Source organism: Candidatus Mycoplasma haematohominis (assembly GCF_902712995.1).
Lineage (GTDB): Bacteria > Bacillota_I > Bacilli_A > Mycoplasmatales > Mycoplasmoidaceae > Eperythrozoon_B > Eperythrozoon_B haematohominis.
In genome coordinates this window covers 37,071-53,370 of record NZ_CACTIB010000021.1, presented here as the reverse complement: position 1 = coordinate 53,370, position 16,300 = coordinate 37,071, and the positions used below count along the sequence as shown (strand labels likewise).

Annotated in this window: 23 protein-coding genes; 3 read left to right on the top strand and 20 right to left on the bottom strand. The window is 33.8% G+C overall.

Features of this window, described 5'->3' with window-relative positions:
* The first annotated feature begins 103 nt into the window (after window positions 1–103).
* Genes H6411_RS04025 through H6411_RS04015 form a run of 3 tightly spaced genes read left to right on the top strand, consistent with a single transcriptional unit; the run spans window position 104 to window position 2,685 of the window.
* Complete coding sequence (locus H6411_RS04025) at window positions 104–760, top strand: hypothetical protein (RefSeq protein ID WP_216083359.1); 657 nt, start codon at window positions 104–106, stop codon at window positions 758–760.
* Window positions 760–1,692: a hypothetical protein gene (locus H6411_RS04020; RefSeq protein ID WP_216083358.1), complete on the top strand. Its 933-nt coding sequence runs from the start codon at window positions 760–762 to the stop codon at window positions 1,690–1,692. The genes H6411_RS04025 and H6411_RS04020 overlap by 1 nt, the downstream gene beginning before the upstream one ends.
* A gap of 42 nt (window positions 1,693–1,734) precedes the next feature.
* On the top strand, window positions 1,735–2,685 hold the full coding sequence (locus tag H6411_RS04015; protein ID WP_216083357.1) for a hypothetical protein: 951 nt from the start codon (window positions 1,735–1,737) through the stop codon (window positions 2,683–2,685).
* A gap of 5 nt (window positions 2,686–2,690) precedes the next feature.
* On the opposite strand, the gene H6411_RS04010 is transcribed toward H6411_RS04015, so the two are convergent.
* The 20 genes from H6411_RS04010 to H6411_RS03915 form a co-directional block, all read right to left on the bottom strand.
* On the bottom strand, window positions 2,691–3,176 hold the full coding sequence (locus H6411_RS04010; protein WP_216083356.1) for a hypothetical protein: 486 nt from the start codon (window positions 3,174–3,176) through the stop codon (window positions 2,691–2,693).
* Window positions 3,177–3,178: 2 nt separating this feature from the next.
* Window positions 3,179–3,943: a hypothetical protein gene (locus tag H6411_RS04005; RefSeq protein ID WP_216083355.1), complete on the bottom strand. Its 765-nt coding sequence runs from the start codon at window positions 3,941–3,943 to the stop codon at window positions 3,179–3,181.
* Between the two features lie 4 nt (window positions 3,944–3,947).
* Window positions 3,948–4,439 carry a hypothetical protein gene (locus tag H6411_RS04000; RefSeq protein WP_216083354.1) on the bottom strand — a complete coding sequence of 164 codons (492 nt, stop codon included), beginning with the start codon at window positions 4,437–4,439 and terminating at the stop codon, window positions 3,948–3,950.
* 3 nt (window positions 4,440–4,442) lie between these two features.
* Complete coding sequence (locus tag H6411_RS03995) at window positions 4,443–5,228, bottom strand: hypothetical protein (RefSeq protein ID WP_216083353.1); 786 nt, start codon at window positions 5,226–5,228, stop codon at window positions 4,443–4,445.
* Between the two features lie 3 nt (window positions 5,229–5,231).
* Window positions 5,232–5,756: a hypothetical protein gene (locus tag H6411_RS03990; RefSeq protein ID WP_216083352.1), complete on the bottom strand. Its 525-nt coding sequence runs from the start codon at window positions 5,754–5,756 to the stop codon at window positions 5,232–5,234.
* Between the two features lie 196 nt (window positions 5,757–5,952).
* Window positions 5,953–6,390, bottom strand: coding sequence for a hypothetical protein (locus H6411_RS03985; RefSeq protein WP_216083351.1), 438 nt, complete (start codon window positions 6,388–6,390; stop codon window positions 5,953–5,955).
* 6 nt (window positions 6,391–6,396) lie between these two features.
* Window positions 6,397–7,155: a hypothetical protein gene (locus tag H6411_RS03980; protein ID WP_216083350.1), complete on the bottom strand. Its 759-nt coding sequence runs from the start codon at window positions 7,153–7,155 to the stop codon at window positions 6,397–6,399.
* Window positions 7,156–7,158: 3 nt separating this feature from the next.
* On the bottom strand, window positions 7,159–8,019 hold the full coding sequence (locus H6411_RS03975) for a hypothetical protein (RefSeq protein ID WP_216083349.1): 861 nt from the start codon (window positions 8,017–8,019) through the stop codon (window positions 7,159–7,161).
* A gap of 4 nt (window positions 8,020–8,023) precedes the next feature.
* On the bottom strand, window positions 8,024–8,860 hold the full coding sequence (locus tag H6411_RS03970; RefSeq protein ID WP_216083348.1) for a hypothetical protein: 837 nt from the start codon (window positions 8,858–8,860) through the stop codon (window positions 8,024–8,026).
* A gap of 336 nt (window positions 8,861–9,196) precedes the next feature.
* On the bottom strand, window positions 9,197–9,520 hold the full coding sequence (locus H6411_RS03965; RefSeq protein ID WP_216083347.1) for a hypothetical protein: 324 nt from the start codon (window positions 9,518–9,520) through the stop codon (window positions 9,197–9,199).
* Window positions 9,521–9,663: 143 nt separating this feature from the next.
* Window positions 9,664–10,161: a hypothetical protein gene (locus tag H6411_RS03960; RefSeq protein ID WP_216083346.1), complete on the bottom strand. Its 498-nt coding sequence runs from the start codon at window positions 10,159–10,161 to the stop codon at window positions 9,664–9,666.
* Window positions 10,161–10,655: a hypothetical protein gene (locus tag H6411_RS03955; protein ID WP_216083345.1), complete on the bottom strand. Its 495-nt coding sequence runs from the start codon at window positions 10,653–10,655 to the stop codon at window positions 10,161–10,163. Before H6411_RS03955 ends, H6411_RS03960 begins: the two co-directional genes overlap by 1 nt.
* 6 nt (window positions 10,656–10,661) lie before the next feature.
* Window positions 10,662–11,447 (bottom strand): hypothetical protein, encoded by a 786-nt coding sequence (locus H6411_RS03950; protein WP_216083344.1) that lies wholly within the window; start codon window positions 11,445–11,447, stop codon window positions 10,662–10,664.
* A 94-nt stretch (window positions 11,448–11,541) separates the two neighbouring features.
* A complete protein-coding gene (locus H6411_RS03945; RefSeq protein ID WP_216083343.1) occupies window positions 11,542–11,991 on the bottom strand; it encodes a hypothetical protein in 450 nt (149 codons plus the stop codon).
* Window positions 11,992–12,122: 131 nt separating this feature from the next.
* Complete coding sequence (locus H6411_RS03940) at window positions 12,123–12,956, bottom strand: hypothetical protein (RefSeq protein ID WP_216083342.1); 834 nt, start codon at window positions 12,954–12,956, stop codon at window positions 12,123–12,125.
* Between the two features lie 10 nt (window positions 12,957–12,966).
* Window positions 12,967–13,770, bottom strand: a complete 804-nt coding sequence (locus H6411_RS03935) for a hypothetical protein (protein WP_216083341.1) — start codon at window positions 13,768–13,770, stop codon at window positions 12,967–12,969.
* Between the two features lie 2 nt (window positions 13,771–13,772).
* Window positions 13,773–14,117: a hypothetical protein gene (locus H6411_RS03930; protein ID WP_216083340.1), complete on the bottom strand. Its 345-nt coding sequence runs from the start codon at window positions 14,115–14,117 to the stop codon at window positions 13,773–13,775.
* Window positions 14,118–14,246: 129 nt separating this feature from the next.
* Entirely contained in the window at window positions 14,247–14,606 is a 360-nt protein-coding gene (locus H6411_RS03925; RefSeq protein ID WP_216083339.1) for a hypothetical protein, read from the bottom strand.
* A 3-nt stretch (window positions 14,607–14,609) separates the two neighbouring features.
* Window positions 14,610–15,431 (bottom strand): hypothetical protein, encoded by an 822-nt coding sequence (locus H6411_RS03920; RefSeq protein ID WP_216083338.1) that lies wholly within the window; start codon window positions 15,429–15,431, stop codon window positions 14,610–14,612.
* Window positions 15,432–15,433: 2 nt separating this feature from the next.
* Window positions 15,434–16,300 (bottom strand): hypothetical protein, encoded by an 867-nt coding sequence (locus H6411_RS03915; RefSeq protein ID WP_216083337.1) that lies wholly within the window; start codon window positions 16,298–16,300, stop codon window positions 15,434–15,436.

Genomic DNA, 16,300 nt, shown 5'->3' with positions numbered 1-16,300 from the left:
GTAAAAACCAATAAAATCCCGTAGATTTCTGTAACACAATCTACTCATGCTAAAGAATCTAGCTAAATTATTTCTAACAGTACTGGGAATTGGCAGTCCCTTCATGGCAACAGTATATCTAACTAACACTCCTAAAACTCATATGCCATTTATTGAAGTATTGAATTTAGAAGAAATGCCTGAACTGCATGAAGAAGACAAGCTTATTGAAGAGGAAGTCAAAATAAAAATGAAGCCATCTGAAGGAGGATCCTCAGGTGGCGGAGGAAGCAGTGGTAGTTCTGGAAAAGGAAGAGGCTCTAATGTACCTAGTTCTCAGTCTTCAACAACTTCAGAAGGCGACAATAAGGGGGGGGTTAGTCCAGAAGGATCAAGTCCCCTTCCTGCTGAAGAAAAAAAAGCAGAACAAGAGACAGAAACTGCTCCATCTCCTAAAGAACCTTCAACAGAAGCTCCTGAATCGTCAAAACAAGATGAAGGACAAACCTCGCCACCTGAAAATTCACAACAAAACACTCAACAAGATGGTAAAGGGGAAAACCAAGGTTCTCCTGCCTCAGGCTCACCAGGAGAAATGACTGAAGAACAAATAGAAGAATTAATTAGACAACTAATGGCAAGCGTACAAGAAAGAGCGAATGATTTAATAGCTCAAAAAGATAATTTTGCAGCTACATTCCAATTTATTCAAAGCACATCAAAACTAAAACAAACTATTGATTCTTTAAAAGAGAAAGATCAAGGATCTAGTCCCTCATAGTGTCTCACTTATTAGTTGCCCCTTTTGCTTCCTCTGCTACATTCAGCCTACCGCTTAAAGCAGGATTATCAATAGGACTATTAGGTGTATCAGCTATCACAGCTGGAGTATCTACCTGACAAAATCAAAATGTTTCTATAGATGAAGAAGTAAAAAATGTATTTAAAGATACAATTCCTAAATTTTTAAAAGAGAACCTATGAGATGGAAGCGAATCTATATTTAAAGAATATGGAAACTGAAAGGATGTAATAGGAAATGATGTTCTTAATACTGAAAACCCACTACTAACAAAAGTAACCTCATGAGGAGGTGCAATTAAAGGGGGGGTTGTCTCTACAGAACAAATCAAATCCACTGCTTCAATAGCAGAAGAAGCTAACTATTATCTATTTGAATTAGGAACAATTGTTGGAAAAGTAATAGAGTTTGTTCCAACAATCTTGATAGATTCAATAACAGAAACAGCATTAAATGACGGAAAAAATGGAGAGAATGCTTCTATAGGAATCCAAAAAATACAATCAATAATTGAAGATAAAGGATTTAATGATTGTATTGACGGACTAAGAAGTGTATTTAAAGTTCTTTCAGGCACCATAGAAAAAATAACTAGCTCTCAAGCTAATGAAGTTCTTAATATGTTTAGAAATAAGGCAAAGAACGAAATTCCAGAATATTTAAAAACTATAAAAGAAAATACGGATGAAGTCCAAAAAGATACCGAAAAATATAAAGACAAAACAGATGAGCTATTGACTGAACTTTTTATAGGTCAAAAGGCTTTACAAGCATTTCAAAGTGTATTGAGCAGTTTAATATCTCAACTAGAAAGACGCAAAACAAATGGAATAAAAGGAGTTAGTGGGGATCAAGTAACAGCTTTATCTGAAACACTTACAAACTTAAAAACAAAATTCTCAAAAAAATAAACTTTTTACAAGTAAAATATTTAGCCCTCTAACCAGAAAGTTGTGCCTCAATTACTTTTAATCCCATTTCATATATCTGCATTTAGCTTTCCCCTAAAAGCAGGTCTATCAATAGGATTATTAGGTGTTTCTGCTGTTACAGCAGGGGTATCTACCTGGCAAAACAAAATGGTAGCATCAGATAGCAAACTAACTGAAGCTTTAAAACCATTTACATCAGTATTTACAGAAACAATACCCAAATTCTTTAAAGAAGAAATAGGAAAAGGAGGAAACTCTATATTTAAAGCTTACGGTTCATGAGAACAAGAACTAAGTCAAGAAGTCTTATCAACCAGCAATCCGTTACTAACAACACTAAATACATGAAGTAATTCTGTTAAAGGGGGGGTTGAAAACTTTAAGAATGGCTTATCAAAGAATCTTTCATTAATCGAAACTATTAACTATTACGTGTTTGAATTGGGAAGTATAGTCCAGAAGTTACTTCCCTATATAAATGAAATACTTATTGACTCAATAAAAGAAACTGCAAGTCCAGACAGTGATTCTTTATTAGGAGTCCAAAAAATAGAGGGTATAGTTTCTGACAGTAATTCTTCAAGTCTTTGAAGTTCTATAAAAGAGATGTTCTTATCTCTCCAAGACACAATCAGTAATTTCACCAATAAACAAATAGGAGAGATCATTGAATACCTAAGATCAGTTAAGAAGAGTGAAATATCTAAATTTGTAGAAGAGACTAAAAAGAATGCAGAGAAGATAAAAAACGATGCTAGTAGTTATGAAGGAGATCCAGAGAAAATACTTACAGATCTATTAATAGGTGAAGAGGGAATGAAACAAGCAAAAGAAGGTATTGAAAAATTAATTGGAGCTTTAGATAAAAAACAAACCGCGGTAAAGAAACTTTTGGGAGCTAAATCAGATATGTTCGATACTTTGAAAACAAGCCTTAACAACTTAAAAGACAAGTTTGAAGCAAAGCCTTAAATTTTTTAACCGCCCGAAGAAGTTGCAACAGTTCAAGTAATTCCTTCATCATTCCCAGATATTGTGCAGTATTTAGCTATGTTTTGCTTGTATTTAACTTTATTGGTGCCTGAATCAGTTGAAGTAAATGCAGTAGACACACCTAATTTATAGGCAGCGTCGCAAACGTTGTTAATTGCCTTGTTATCACTTACTTCGGTACTATAAGTTTTCAAATTATCAAATTCAGTACTCTTCTCAGTCTCTTTGCTTCAATCTTTAAACCTTTCTTCCCATCATTTTTTATTTTCAGGCATATTGGCTAAAAACAATGCTTTATTATTTCCAATATCTCCCAACTTGCCCTCATACGCACTAGATTTCTCTGAAGAGCCATCCAAGAAATTCTTTAAAGAATATGGAGCATTCAAATAATTAAAAACACCAAATCCCGCTCCTGTTGCTCCAATTCCTACTGCTGCAACAGCAGCACCTACTTTAAGTGGGTCCATAATTAACTTTCTGTTCCTTTTAGAGAACAAAACTTAAATAAATCCTTTTTGAAGTTTGTATCATTTTCTTTTTTCGTAGTTTCATAAGCTAACTTGCATGTGTCTTTTAAATTTCCCTTTTTGGTGTCTCACAAATTCTTAAACACATTTTCCTCAGTTGTCTGACTTCCTGATCTTCCTCCGCTTCCCTTAAAAAACAATCTTTGTTGTTCTTTTCAGAAAGAATCATTACTTACATCATTTATAGCCGCTAACTTACCCTTATTCTCTGCTCCGTAAGTTCCTGAGTTGTATGATTCAGTTGAACCTGCATCAGGAATATCAGTTGGCTTCTTATTTACAGCAGTACAGTATCTTCAAACATTTGCTTCTAAATACTCATTCTTTCCGTCACCGCCAGCGGAAATTTCTTGCTTAATTTTTCCTCCGCTTGCATTTTCTGCATAAGATGATTTACAAATTCCTTTAATCTCAAATCCACTTTTTAAGCTTTCAAATTTAGCAATCGGTTTTATAGGACTGCTTAAAGATACATCTAATTGATATCTTTCCTTATAAACTCAATCTCATCATGGATCATTTGAGTTGTCGTCAGCATTTACAAAATAATCTGGATAATTGGAAACATACTTTCCGTCACTTGGATCTGGCTTCTGTCTAGCTGAATAATCCGGCATAACATTGTTGAACAGAGTACTTACTCCGTAACCTGTTCCAACAGCTAATGCAACAACTCCACTAGCTACAGCTGCTTTAGTTGGATCCATTTACTTAAGCGTCATCAGAGACAGAAGTTTTCCAAGTAATATCTATCTCATTAGAAGAAACAGTACAATATTTAGCTATGTTTTTCTTGTATCTAACTTTATTGCCATTTGAATCATCCCCATTAAATTCTGAAGATGCTTTTTTATAGGCTTCATCGCACACTTTATTTATAGCTTTACTGCTATCGCCTTCCGCAACACCATAATCAGTTAAATCTGTAAATTCAGTACTTTTAATAGTCTCATGTTTAAACTCCTCAAACTTCTTCTTCCATCATCATTCATTTTTAGGTGTGTTAGCTACAAACAAATTCTGATTCTCTACTATTCCTCCTAACTTATTTTCATAATTAGTTTTTAATGCTTGTCCATCAACGGAATTCAAAAAACTATAAAGACTATAGGGAGTGTTCAAATAGTTAAAAACACCAAACCCTGCACCTGTTGCGCCAACTCCTACTGCTGCAACAGCAGCGCCTACTTTAATTGGATCCATTAATTAACTACCTTCCCCTTTTAAAGAACAGAACTTAAACACCTCTACAGAAGGTGCCGTATTATCTCTGCTAATATTCTTTGAGTAAGCTTCCTTACAAGTATTTTTTACAGTGTCTACATATGGATTAAATCCTTTCTTATTTTTGAACTTCCCGTAAAGCGCCTTAAATATTGAAGTATCTGTCGTTAAATCAGACTCAATAGAAGTTGCTCCTTTTCTTTTGCTTCTACCAAAGAATTCATCATTTTTTAAATTTCAAAAATACGAATTATCTCCGTGTTCTACATCCAATAAATTAGAAGCCTTCACATTTCCGTAAGTGCCAGTCGTACTGTAATCTGAAATTCTGTTCGCCTCTGAAATAGTCTTAGGTTTTTTCTCCAAAACAGAACAATACGTTCACACATCTGCTTCTAAATATTTATTTACATCTGTCGAAGCATCGGTTGTTTCAACATTAGCTATCACTTCTTCATAAAATTCACCACAAACCTTCTTGATGGATTTCTCTTCGGCATCTCCGCTTTCAAGACCAGCAAACTTCCCAGTTATTGGAGCCTTGCCAGAATACCTATTCTTGTGAACTCATTTTCACCAATCATTATTTTCTACTTTAGAGCGATCAACAAAATAATCTTTGTAACCTGAAACATACTTTTCAGTAGCTGGCGCTGCTAAAGAAAAATACTCAGGCATATCGTTGTTAAATAAAGTGCTTACTCCATAACCTGTTCCAACAGCTAATACAACAATTCCACTAGCTACAGCTGCTTTAGTTGGATTCATTATCTAAGAAGGTTGACTAACCATAGTGTCTGTTTTGTCTTTTCCCTCTACAGAACAAAACTCTCAGAACTCTTTTCACTTTGGTTTATCTTCATCAGAAATATTGCTTATAGGTGTATCTTCCCCATACCTAGCTTTACATTTTTCTTTTACTTTCTCAGTTGCATTTTTAGCTTTTGCTTCTAAATCATCTCGAGCTGCTTTTTCTTTTTTTAATTCCTTCTTGTAAGCTTCAAATTCAGTTTTTGCATCTTTGAAAAAACCATCAGTTTTTATCTGCAACTCTTCATGTCTAGAAGCTAAACTATGTACTCTTTCAGATCAGAAAGACGCATTAACACCCTCATCAACTGAAGCTAATAAAGAAGCAAATTTTCCACCAACTTTTGTTTTATTTTCATCCCCAGAATAACTACTATTTCCCTCTAGAGTAACTACTCTTCCATCCAAGATAAACTTAAGACCTAAACCTCCACCGACTGCAGCTACAACTACACCAGAAGCTACTCCTACTTTAAGTGGATCCATAAACTACCTTACTACCCCCAAAAATCTTCTATTTTTCTAAAAGAATTTTGTTCTTTGTACAGACATTATAAGAAACCCTGTTTATGGCTCTTAAACTCTACCAAAACACAAGATCTCTACTTGCAAGAGATCTATTTATTTAACCTGCTGCTGGAGCTGTTGTTGGCCAAGTGATGTCTGTATCTTTAGAAGAATCTTAGCAATACTTAGCTATATCTTTTTTGTATGTTGTCTTATTATTTGTAGTAGTTGTTTCCGTAGTAAAACCTGAACTGTCTTTTTTATAAGCAGCATCACATAATTTATTTATTGCATTTGTATTATTAGCCGTTTGCGAATCATAATCGGTCGCATTTTTAAACTCATCGCTCTTATCTTCTTCATTTTTCAATTTCTGATATTTTGCTTTTCATCATCACTCATTCTTCTTAGTATCAGCAACAAATAAATGTTGATTCTTTTCTATCCCTCCTAACTTATCTTTATAGCTTTCTTTTAAATCTTTACCATCATTAGAATTCAAAAAACTATAAAGACTATAAGGAGTGTTCAGATAACTAGAAATACCAAATCCTGCTCCAGTAGCTCCAACTGCTACCGCAGCCGTTGCAGCTCCCACTTTAAGTGGATCCATAATTTATTATTCTTTTCCTTTTAAAGAACAGAACTTAAACAAATCTTCCTTATGTACTTTTTTATCCGCGCCAGTTGCGTTTTCTAACTCTTTATAAGCCAACCTACAAGTCTCTTTTAAACTTCCTTTTTTGGCATTTCATAAATCTTTGAAAAAGGTGCCAGATGTTCCCTTTGCATGCGCTCCAGACCTATTGCTCTTTTTTTCTGTCTTAAAAAACAATCTTTGTTGTTCTTGCCAGAAAGAATCATTACTTGCGTCATTTACAGCTACTAATTTACCTTTATTTGTAGCTCCATAAGTTCCATTATCATATTTTTCTGATTCTCCTTCTGAAGGAATATTAGTTGGCTTCTTATTTACAGCAGTACAATATCTTCAAATATCAGCTTCTGAATATTTAGAATTTTCCGCAGTATCCGAAGTATTTATTTCATTATTCGTTTTTTCATAAACATCTCCACATTTAACTTTTATAGAATTATTTCCTTCTGAACCACTTGTAACTCCTTCAAACATTTTTCCGGGAGAAGTCTGTCCCTTTGAAGAATATCTTTCCTTATAAACTCAATCTCATCAAGGATCATTATTTTCTGCACTTACAAAATAATCAAAATATGAATCCACATATTTATCCTTTTCAGTAGTCTCGCTTATAGAAGAATAATCAGGCATCCCTTTATTAAATAAAGTACTTATTCCATAACCTCCACTTGCTATTGCCAAAACCGCTCCTCCTCCAGCAGCTAATTTAGGAAGTGACATTATCTATTGAGTTTTTAAGTTGTCTGGTATTTTTCTATCAACAGAACAGAATTTCCAGACCTCAGCTCATTTAGATTTATCATTTTCTTCTGAATTAGTTTCATCAGAATATTTTGCTTTGCAATCATCTTTAAGAGCTTTTACCGCTTCATTTAATTTATTAACTTCCGTCTTCGCGCTTTTATATGCCTCAAGTTTAGATTTGAAATCTGTTTTAAAGAATCCATCTTCTGCTATAGTCAAACCACTCTCATTAGACAACTCTTCCACCCTCTTTTCTCAGAAAGGTTTATTCCTATCTGCCTCTACAGAAATTAATTTATCTGCATGTTTAAAACCATATTTATTGTTATTGGCACCAGAGTAATCATCCTCTCCCTTTAAAGTAGTAGGAACTCCTTCAGCTCCTAATACAACTGATCCTGCCTCTCCAGATAAAGTACAATATGCCTCAACATTTTTCTTATATTTATTTTTGTCATCGGAAGAAGAATCATCAGAAAACAAAGAAACATGTTTTTTATAAGCTGCATCACATAACTTATTAATGGCTTTTTGATCAGAAGAACTATAAGTAACTACATTACTAAATTCAGTGCTTTTCTCTACACTCTTCTGACTTAAATCATCAAATCTTTTCTTTCATCAATTTTCATTCTCGGGCATATCTGCAACAAAAACATGTTTATTCGCTTCTATGCCTCCTAACTTATTTTCATATTCTCGCTTTTTGCTTTGATCGCTAGTAGAAGACAAAAAATTAGCAAGTGTATAAGGTCTTCTCAAATATTCTGAAACACCATAACCTGTTCCAGCTACCCCAACAACAACTGCTGCAGCTCCGGCTGCTTTTGCTACTGACATCTCTCTAAGTTATTGAACAGAATTTAATAACATCTCCCTCTGGATAATTAGTTGCATCAGTTGAAGAGGATTTGTCATAAGCTACTTCGCAAATCTCCTTAATGTGTCTTCTATTACTATCTCTATTGTTATATGCATCTTTGAATTTTCCGTTAGACGCATCTTTTCCTTTCTTATCTCCTTTATCACTATAGAATTCCTCATTTCTTTTATTTCAAAAAACATCATTATTTGAATCTTTAACGGATATTAATCCTGCCTTCTTAGTAGTTCCATAAACACCATTTCCATAACTATCCCCATTTTTCTCAACTGTTGTTATTTTGGTTGCAAAGAAAGAACAGTATTTTCACAAGTTGTTTCAAAGCTTTTTCTTATTTTCATCTGAATTATTGCTCACATCGGTTTTTGTCTTTTTATAAACACCTTCACACACCTGATTCAAAGGTTTAGGTTTGCCGTCTTCTACTGCAGTTAATGAAAAAGCAGAACCTACCTTTAATTTATCCTGAAATTCTGTACTTAAAGCATTATCTTTGTTCTTATTCTCCAAATCATAAAGTCATCTCTTATAAGATCAAGTCCATCATTTTTCATTATCTTCTTTATCTTTATTGGAAGCATCTGCAGGATTAATATTTCCCTTTTTGCCATAGGGAGCTATCAGATAATTACCATATGCTTTTCCTACTGTGTTTTCTCCTTCTGTAATTGGCGCCCCTTCAGACAAAACAACATAACTAGGCATAGAATCATCAAGAAGCCTACTTAAACCATATCCTCCACTAGCCGCCAATACTGCTCCACCTCCTACAACAGCTGCTCCTTTAAGTGGTGTCATTATTTAAATTTGAAGAAGTGACTTATAAATATGTTTAAGTTTTTCAACCGATCTATTCTTAAGTTTGTAACACTTTTATTCCATACAAAAGACTTAGTTGTTGCTTTTTCCTTAAAAACAAGAGACTTGTCTGTAAATTAATGGTCGGTTTAACGTGTCAGATGAGATAATAAATAGATACAAATAAGCTAATAATAGTTATTAGTAAATTATCTCTAAAGTTTTTTACGTATTAAATGATTACTAAATTAACTTCTCATTAATCTGTTTATTAGAAAACATATATAAGTTATCAATTTGTTAATAATTAAATTTTGCGAACTGCTAACACCCTGCTTATATATTATGTTCCTCCTTATCTAATTCTTGTTTTAATCATGTATCTCTATCAGGTTTATATTTTTCTACTTGAGCATTAAGGCAATCTTTTTCTCTAAAAAAACCTAATTGAGACATCTTTTGATAAGTGTCACAATATTGTAGAAATTCTTGTGGCCATTCATGTTCTCGAAGATAAGTGTATCTTCTATTCAATGCGCTTTTTCTTTCTATTCTTTTTAACGCGATTGCCTCTTTATCTTCTTTAGTTCCTTGGTAAACGCCTATCGCTACTGCCCCTATTGCCAAAACAGCAATTCCTGCTATCGAAAGATTGGTCACTACAAACTAGTAAACTCTTCTTAACTCTTTTAGAATCAGGTTGTTTGTTCCTCTTTCATTTTACTGTCTCAAAACACACCAGATAAAAATCATAGAAACTCCTTACTTAGCCTGCAAAAACTTCTGCTTTGATTGAACCCAATCTACTCAATTTGTAAAACTTCTGTTCCTTTTAGTGTACAAAACTTTCCTATATCCTCTCTATATTTTACTTTATTACTGCTACCTTCTGCTCCATTGAACTCCGTTTTTTCCTTCTTGTAAGAGGCATCACAAACTTTATTCAAAGCAGTCAGCACATCTCCTTCGTCAGAGCTATAACCCTTATTTACAGCCAGAAATTCAGAAGAAGAAGCTCTATTGGTGGTTTTATCTTTCAGCTTTTCTAACTTCTCTTTATACCTCGCATTCCACCAACTCTCATTTTCTTCTATATCAGCAACTAACACCTTTTTATTGTCTCCAAAAACAGACAACTTACTGCCATCTGTGTAATTTGTTTTTTCTGATTGAGCTATCTTATCGTTGTCTAATGCTTGTTCCAAAGTTCATGGGCTAGAAGAAATCATAGAAATCCCTATTCCTCCTCCTATTGCCAAAGCAACTCCGCCTCCGGCGATAGCTACTTTAATTGGATCCATTACTCAACTTGTAAAGTTTCTGTTCCCTTTACGGTACAAAATTTTTCTACATCTTTTCTATACTGAAACTTTGTATCCGTATCTTCAGTGCCTTTAAACCCATCTCTGTCTAATTTATAAGCAGTATCACAAACTTTATTTAAGGCAGTAGCGGCATCAGTCTCACCAACGCCATAACCCTTATCTACAAACCTAAAATGTGAAGACAAAGCTCTATTATTGTCTTGTCCTTTTATTTTTTCCAATTTCTCTTTGTACCTAGCATTTCACCAACTTTGATTTTCCGGCACATCTGCAACCAAGACATCTTTATTTGTTCCATATCCAGCTAATTTAGCATTATTTTCATAGTCGCCCTTATCGATGATGCCCACTAACGCTTGTTTTAAGGTTACAGGATCACTAGTACGAGTAGCAAGCATGTAAACTCCTACTCCCGTTCCTCCCACCAAAACAGTCCCTACTACTATACCTCCAGCTACTTGTGGTGTCATAAAAATCTATTCCGGAATTAAGTAACAGAATCTTTTAATATCTTCATCTTTTACTATGGAAGTGTCTGATACAACAACATCATAAGCATCTTCACATTTTTTCTTTACGCTATCAACGCCTTCTCCATTGCTTTCCACTCCCTTAGCATAAAGCTTTTTAAATTCCGAACCTGCAGAAGCATCGGCTCCTGAACCGTCCTTTCCTGTTCTACCAAAAAACTGTTTATTCCTTTCTGCTCAAAATGACTCATTATCACTATTTTTTACAGAAAGAATCTTATTTTTGTGTTCGAGTTTAGAACCAAATTTACCGGCATAATCATCATCGGCAACAAACGTATACTTAGCCCCAACCACTGAACAATAAGCTCACACATTGTCTCCATAATGTTCTTCGCTTAAATCGCTAGGTTTCTTTTTAAAAGCAACATCGCAAACCTTATTCAGAGAATCTTCTGTTGTTCCAAAACCCAAATTAACTTTCTCAACACCCCCTTTATAAAAAGCCTCATACAATTTAGACCTCTTATCACTATTAGATATATCGCTCTTTAAATTCTTATAACTCTCTTCTCACCATCACTTATTCTTCTCATTATCAGGATCAACCATATAAATTGCATAATCATTTCCAAACTTACCACTTTCATAAGAGCCATTCAAATCATCTCTAGAAGAAAGAACAAAAGCTTCTTTAACTTCTCTTGTTCCTAATGTAATAAGTAAATAACTCCCAACAACTGCTGAAGCTACAACAGTCAAGGCCAAAGCCACTTTTGATGCTTGTACCATAATTTGATTAGAAACATTATAAGAAACACCCTAAAGAGCTCTGTACTACTGCAATTTCTCAAACTTAACAGAGTTAAATTATGAGAACCAAAAATTAGTTATATGTTTCTAAAGGCAACAAACTAAATACAAAAAACTTTTCTTTCCTCTTCTGATATTCATATATTCTTCCTCAAGCTCCTACAAACTTAACTGTGTTGCCTATCTGAAAATCTTTTCTAACATCTTCAAAAACTGCTCAAATAGCACTATCCACTAAACAAATAACTTTAACTCCCTTAAGTGCCGAAATATGAGAAGGTGTCTGCATTAAAAATGCTTTCCCTCCTCTTGGAGTTCAGAAATCACAATAATGAGCTAAAGGCATAAAACCTTCTTCAATAGCTTTAAGTTTGCAAGCGTCCGCTTCAATCTTTAACTTAGCATGAAAACGATCTCTAATTTCAACAGATCCTGCAAGATCAGGATCAAATAATTCTTCTAAAGTTACTATTATCTTCTGAGCTTTAGCTGATTTAATTTCAATCTTCTTAGGAAGATCCATAGCGCCCAACTGAACTGTCGGCGGAAATTGTAATAAGCCAGAAAAAGCACAAACATCTTTATCTCTGATTAATAGAGCTATGCAAATAAAACAACTAAATGTAGAGAATATAAAAAATTTAAGTTTTTAGACTATGCGTTATCGGCAGGTGGAGTTGTTTCTTCCAATAAGCCACAGTATTTAACTGCTTCTGTTTGTAAAGTAGCATCTGTAGACACTTCTGAATAAACGCTTTTGCAAGTGTCTTTTAAAGCATCTGCTTTTTCAGACTTACTATTTTTCTCTTTATAAAGTTTTCCAAATGCTTTTTCTTTGTTAGCATCCTTGCCTATTCCTTCTTTACTATTCCCGCCATAAAAGAACTCTTTTTGTCTATGAATTCAAAACTTGTTGTTGTTTTCAGATTTAACAGAAGCTAATATTGTTTCTTTTGCTTTTCCTATTTTTGTCCCATCAAGACCCTCATCTGCTCCATCTTTTACTGTCAACAATTCTTTTTCAAATATAGAACAGTATTTTCAGATAGCTGCTCTGTATTTCTTTTTTGGTTCATCAGTATCGGTTGCAGGCTTTATTTCATCTTTTGATGTTTTTTTATAAGCTGCCTCACATACTCTATTTAGAGCTTTCTCATCTGTTCCAAAAGCTTTATCTACTTTTGTATCTTTTTTAAATTCATCGCTTAAATTACTATCTAAAGCTGTTCCGGCTTTAGGCTCATAATCTTTCTTTCAAACCTCCTTAAATTGTTTATTTCATCATGCCTGATCTTTATTAGGATCTATTAAGTACTTTCCATATATCCTTCCAAAGGTTCCAACTGCATAAGTTTTTTCAAATTCATTCATTTCATATAGAAAAGAATGTTCAGGTGTTCAACTATCCAGTCCTCCTTTTAAGGCATATCCCCCACCAACTACTAAAGCTACAGCTCCTAAACCTACTGCTCCTTTTACTGGATCCATCTAACAATAATTAATTCCCTTCTGGAACTAAATAACAGAATCTCTTTATATCTTCATCTGTAAATTTAATACTTGCATCTCCGCCCGTAATCGCCTTGTTATAAGCTTTCTCACAAGTATGTTTAACAGTATCACTATCCCCACGTTGTTGATTTTTCTTATCGTATAAAATTCTAAATATAGAACCATCAGAAGACTTCTCTCCTGAAGCTTTCTCTAGCTTTATAGAATCAAAAAATTCCTCATCTCTTCTTTTTCAAAATTCAGCATTTATATAGTTATTTCCTTCTTTAACTTCAACTAACTTACCTTTAAAATCTGTCTTTCCTCCATGTTTGTCTTTATAAACACTGTCTTGGCCGGTTTCACTAGAAACTAGCTTAGGCTCAACTCCAAAGACAGAACAATAGATTCAAGTATTTGTTCTTCTTTGACTAGTTAAACTACTATCTTCCACCTTAAAAGCATCTTCGCAAGCTAAATTCAATACCTTACTATTACCTTCTCTCTTAGAGACATACCCTTTTTCAAACTTACCAACTCCAAATTCTGTACTCAATGTTGGTGATGGAGGTGTTTTTCTCTGAGCAATATCTCATCTATCAAATGATTTCTCTCATACAGATTTATTTCTGTGATGATAAGGATCTATAAGATATATTGCATGTTTCTTACCAAACGTATTATCCCCATAACCATCTGTATTTAAATACTTAATATCTGAATGAGTAAAACTATCTCAAATCAAATAACCTCCACCGCCTAATATTGCAGTACCAAAGGCAGCTGCAGCTGCTGCTTTTATTGCTGACATAACTAACTAAGAGATAAAGTTACATTGTCTCCTTTAGTACAGAACTGTTCCACATTTTTCTTTCTTTTGTTTTTTTCTGCCTCATTTGTTGAATCTGAGAAATCACTAGAAGCAGTTTTTTTGTAATGTGTTTCGCACACTTTGTTTAAATTAGTAGTTGAATCGTTTCCATAACCCCCTGTTACAGCATTAAAAGCAGAATCTAAATCGCTGCTTGCAGTGGTCTTTGCTTTGGCTGGTTTCAACTTATTCTCATAAGTTCAATTTCACCAAGTTGTATTATCTGCATGATCTGCTACTAACTTATTTTTGTTGTCTTCTACTGCTCCTAAATTACCTGTTGTCAAGCTGGGTGTTGGAGCCCTCTCACTAATTGTTTTCGCATCCGGCTCTCCTCCTTTACCATCAGCAAGATTTGGATTTATAGAACAATATTTTCAAATATTTTTTAAATATTTATCATTGATAACGCTTGCTTATGTTTTCCTAATAGCTGTATCACATACCTTATTTAAATGAGTTGTGCTATTCCCAGAAGTTTTCTGAAATCCTTCAGTTACAGCGTTAAATTCAACACTTAAATCATTGTTTGGCAAACTTTTTTCTTGCTTCAAAGCCTCAAACACACCTTTTCATCAACCTTCATTATCTGCTAGTAAAGGATCTACAAACTTATCTTTGTTATCTCCTCCTATAGTTCCAGCAGCATAAGAATCTTTATTTACTGAATTAGCTATAGTTGTACAGCTAATAGAAAGATACTTGTAACCTAAATAACTACCACCTATTATTGCAGTTCCCGCTGCTGCGCCTGCTGCTGCTTGTGTTGGATTCATAAATTAATTATCTGTAGTAACAGGAGTTAAAAAACAGAATCTTTTAATATCGCTCTCTTCTATATTTTTTGTACTACCATCATTCTGATTAGTTTCATAAATCTCCCTACACAATTCTTTAACTGTTCTATTTTTTTCATTTTTGTATAGAAGATCGAACTTTTTACCTGTCTTTGCTTTAGTTCCTGCAGGTTCTTGAGTTTTCTTACTTTTAGTCTTTACCCCAACTCTAAACTCTCTTTCTCTTATTTCTCAGAATCAATCGTTTGATTCTTTATGTTCATCTTTTACTGATACCAAACTTTCAGCTAAACCAGTCTTACCTCCAAATTTAGTAGTTGCATAGCCAGAAACCAAAACAGGCTTAACTCCTTTTATAGAACAATATCTTCAGATATCTTTTGTTTCAAATTTATCAGTTGCATCTGTACTATCTAAAACATCCCCATTAGAATTTGCTCCATAAGCTTCCTTACATTTCTGTTTTAAAGAGTTAGTATCAGATCCATCTTTATCCTTGTAACCTCCTGTAACTCCTTGAAATTTCTTTTTTGCTTTCATACTTGAACTATCAGAATTATCCTCTAACCATCTGGTGTTATAAGATCAATCCCATCATTTTTGGTTATCCTCAAAAACGTCATCTATAAAAAACGGCTTGAAATCTTTGGCATATTTGCTAGTGTCATAAGTAGTTATTTCTTGTTCTTCTAAAGTTGAAAAATCAGGCATTATTCCTCTAAATAAAAAACTCATTCCATAGCCCCCACTACTAACGGCTAATACAGCTCCTCCTCCTATTGCTGCTTTAGTTAGCGCTGACATATTTAATTACTAGATAAATTTAGAGAACAAAACTTAAGAACACTTTCTTGTTTCACTTTTTTACCATCCTTTTCTGCAGTAGTGAAAGAATATGCTTTTTGGCAAATATCTTTTATTGTTCCTCTGCTTTCAAAAGGGCTGTCATATAAATCTTTGAATAAAGAATCATCTGAGGCCACTAAATTGTCTCCCTTAAAGGGACTTTCCTTAGAACCAAAAAACTCTTCATTCCTGATCTCTCAAAACAATTTATTAGATGGATCATCAATAGAAACTAATTTTGATTTATGAGTTTTTCCGTGCTCATTTCCTGTTCCGTAACTTTCTTTCGAATATTCCTCAACAGTTGTTGGTCTCTTTTCTAAGAAAGAACAATACTTCCAAAGATCATCATGAAGTTTTTGTTTGTTTGCATCACTATCTAACTTAGTTATGTCAGTTTTATTCTTCTTATAAACATCTTCACAAACTTGATTTAAAGCTTTGGGAGAACCTGTTTTAGAAGTTACATCAAAACCTGAACTAACCTTCTTATCATCTAAAAATTCACTACTCAAATTTCCTTTTGTCTGCGTGTTATCAAAATCTGCTTTTCAATTCTTATAGGATCATTCTCATCATTCTTTATTATTAGATTTGGTTGTATCTTCAGTATTTGTTTTGCCTCTAGATCCATAAGGAGCAACTAAATAGTTTCCATATAGTTTTCCTATAACATCGTTGTCATTATAAGTTTGGGCAAAACTAGGATCTTTTCTCAAAACTTCAAAACTCGGCGTACCTCCAGTAAATAAAGCACTTATTCCATAGCCGCCTCCTACAGTCAAAACAGTAACACCTGCACCAACAGCTACCTTTTCTAATGACAT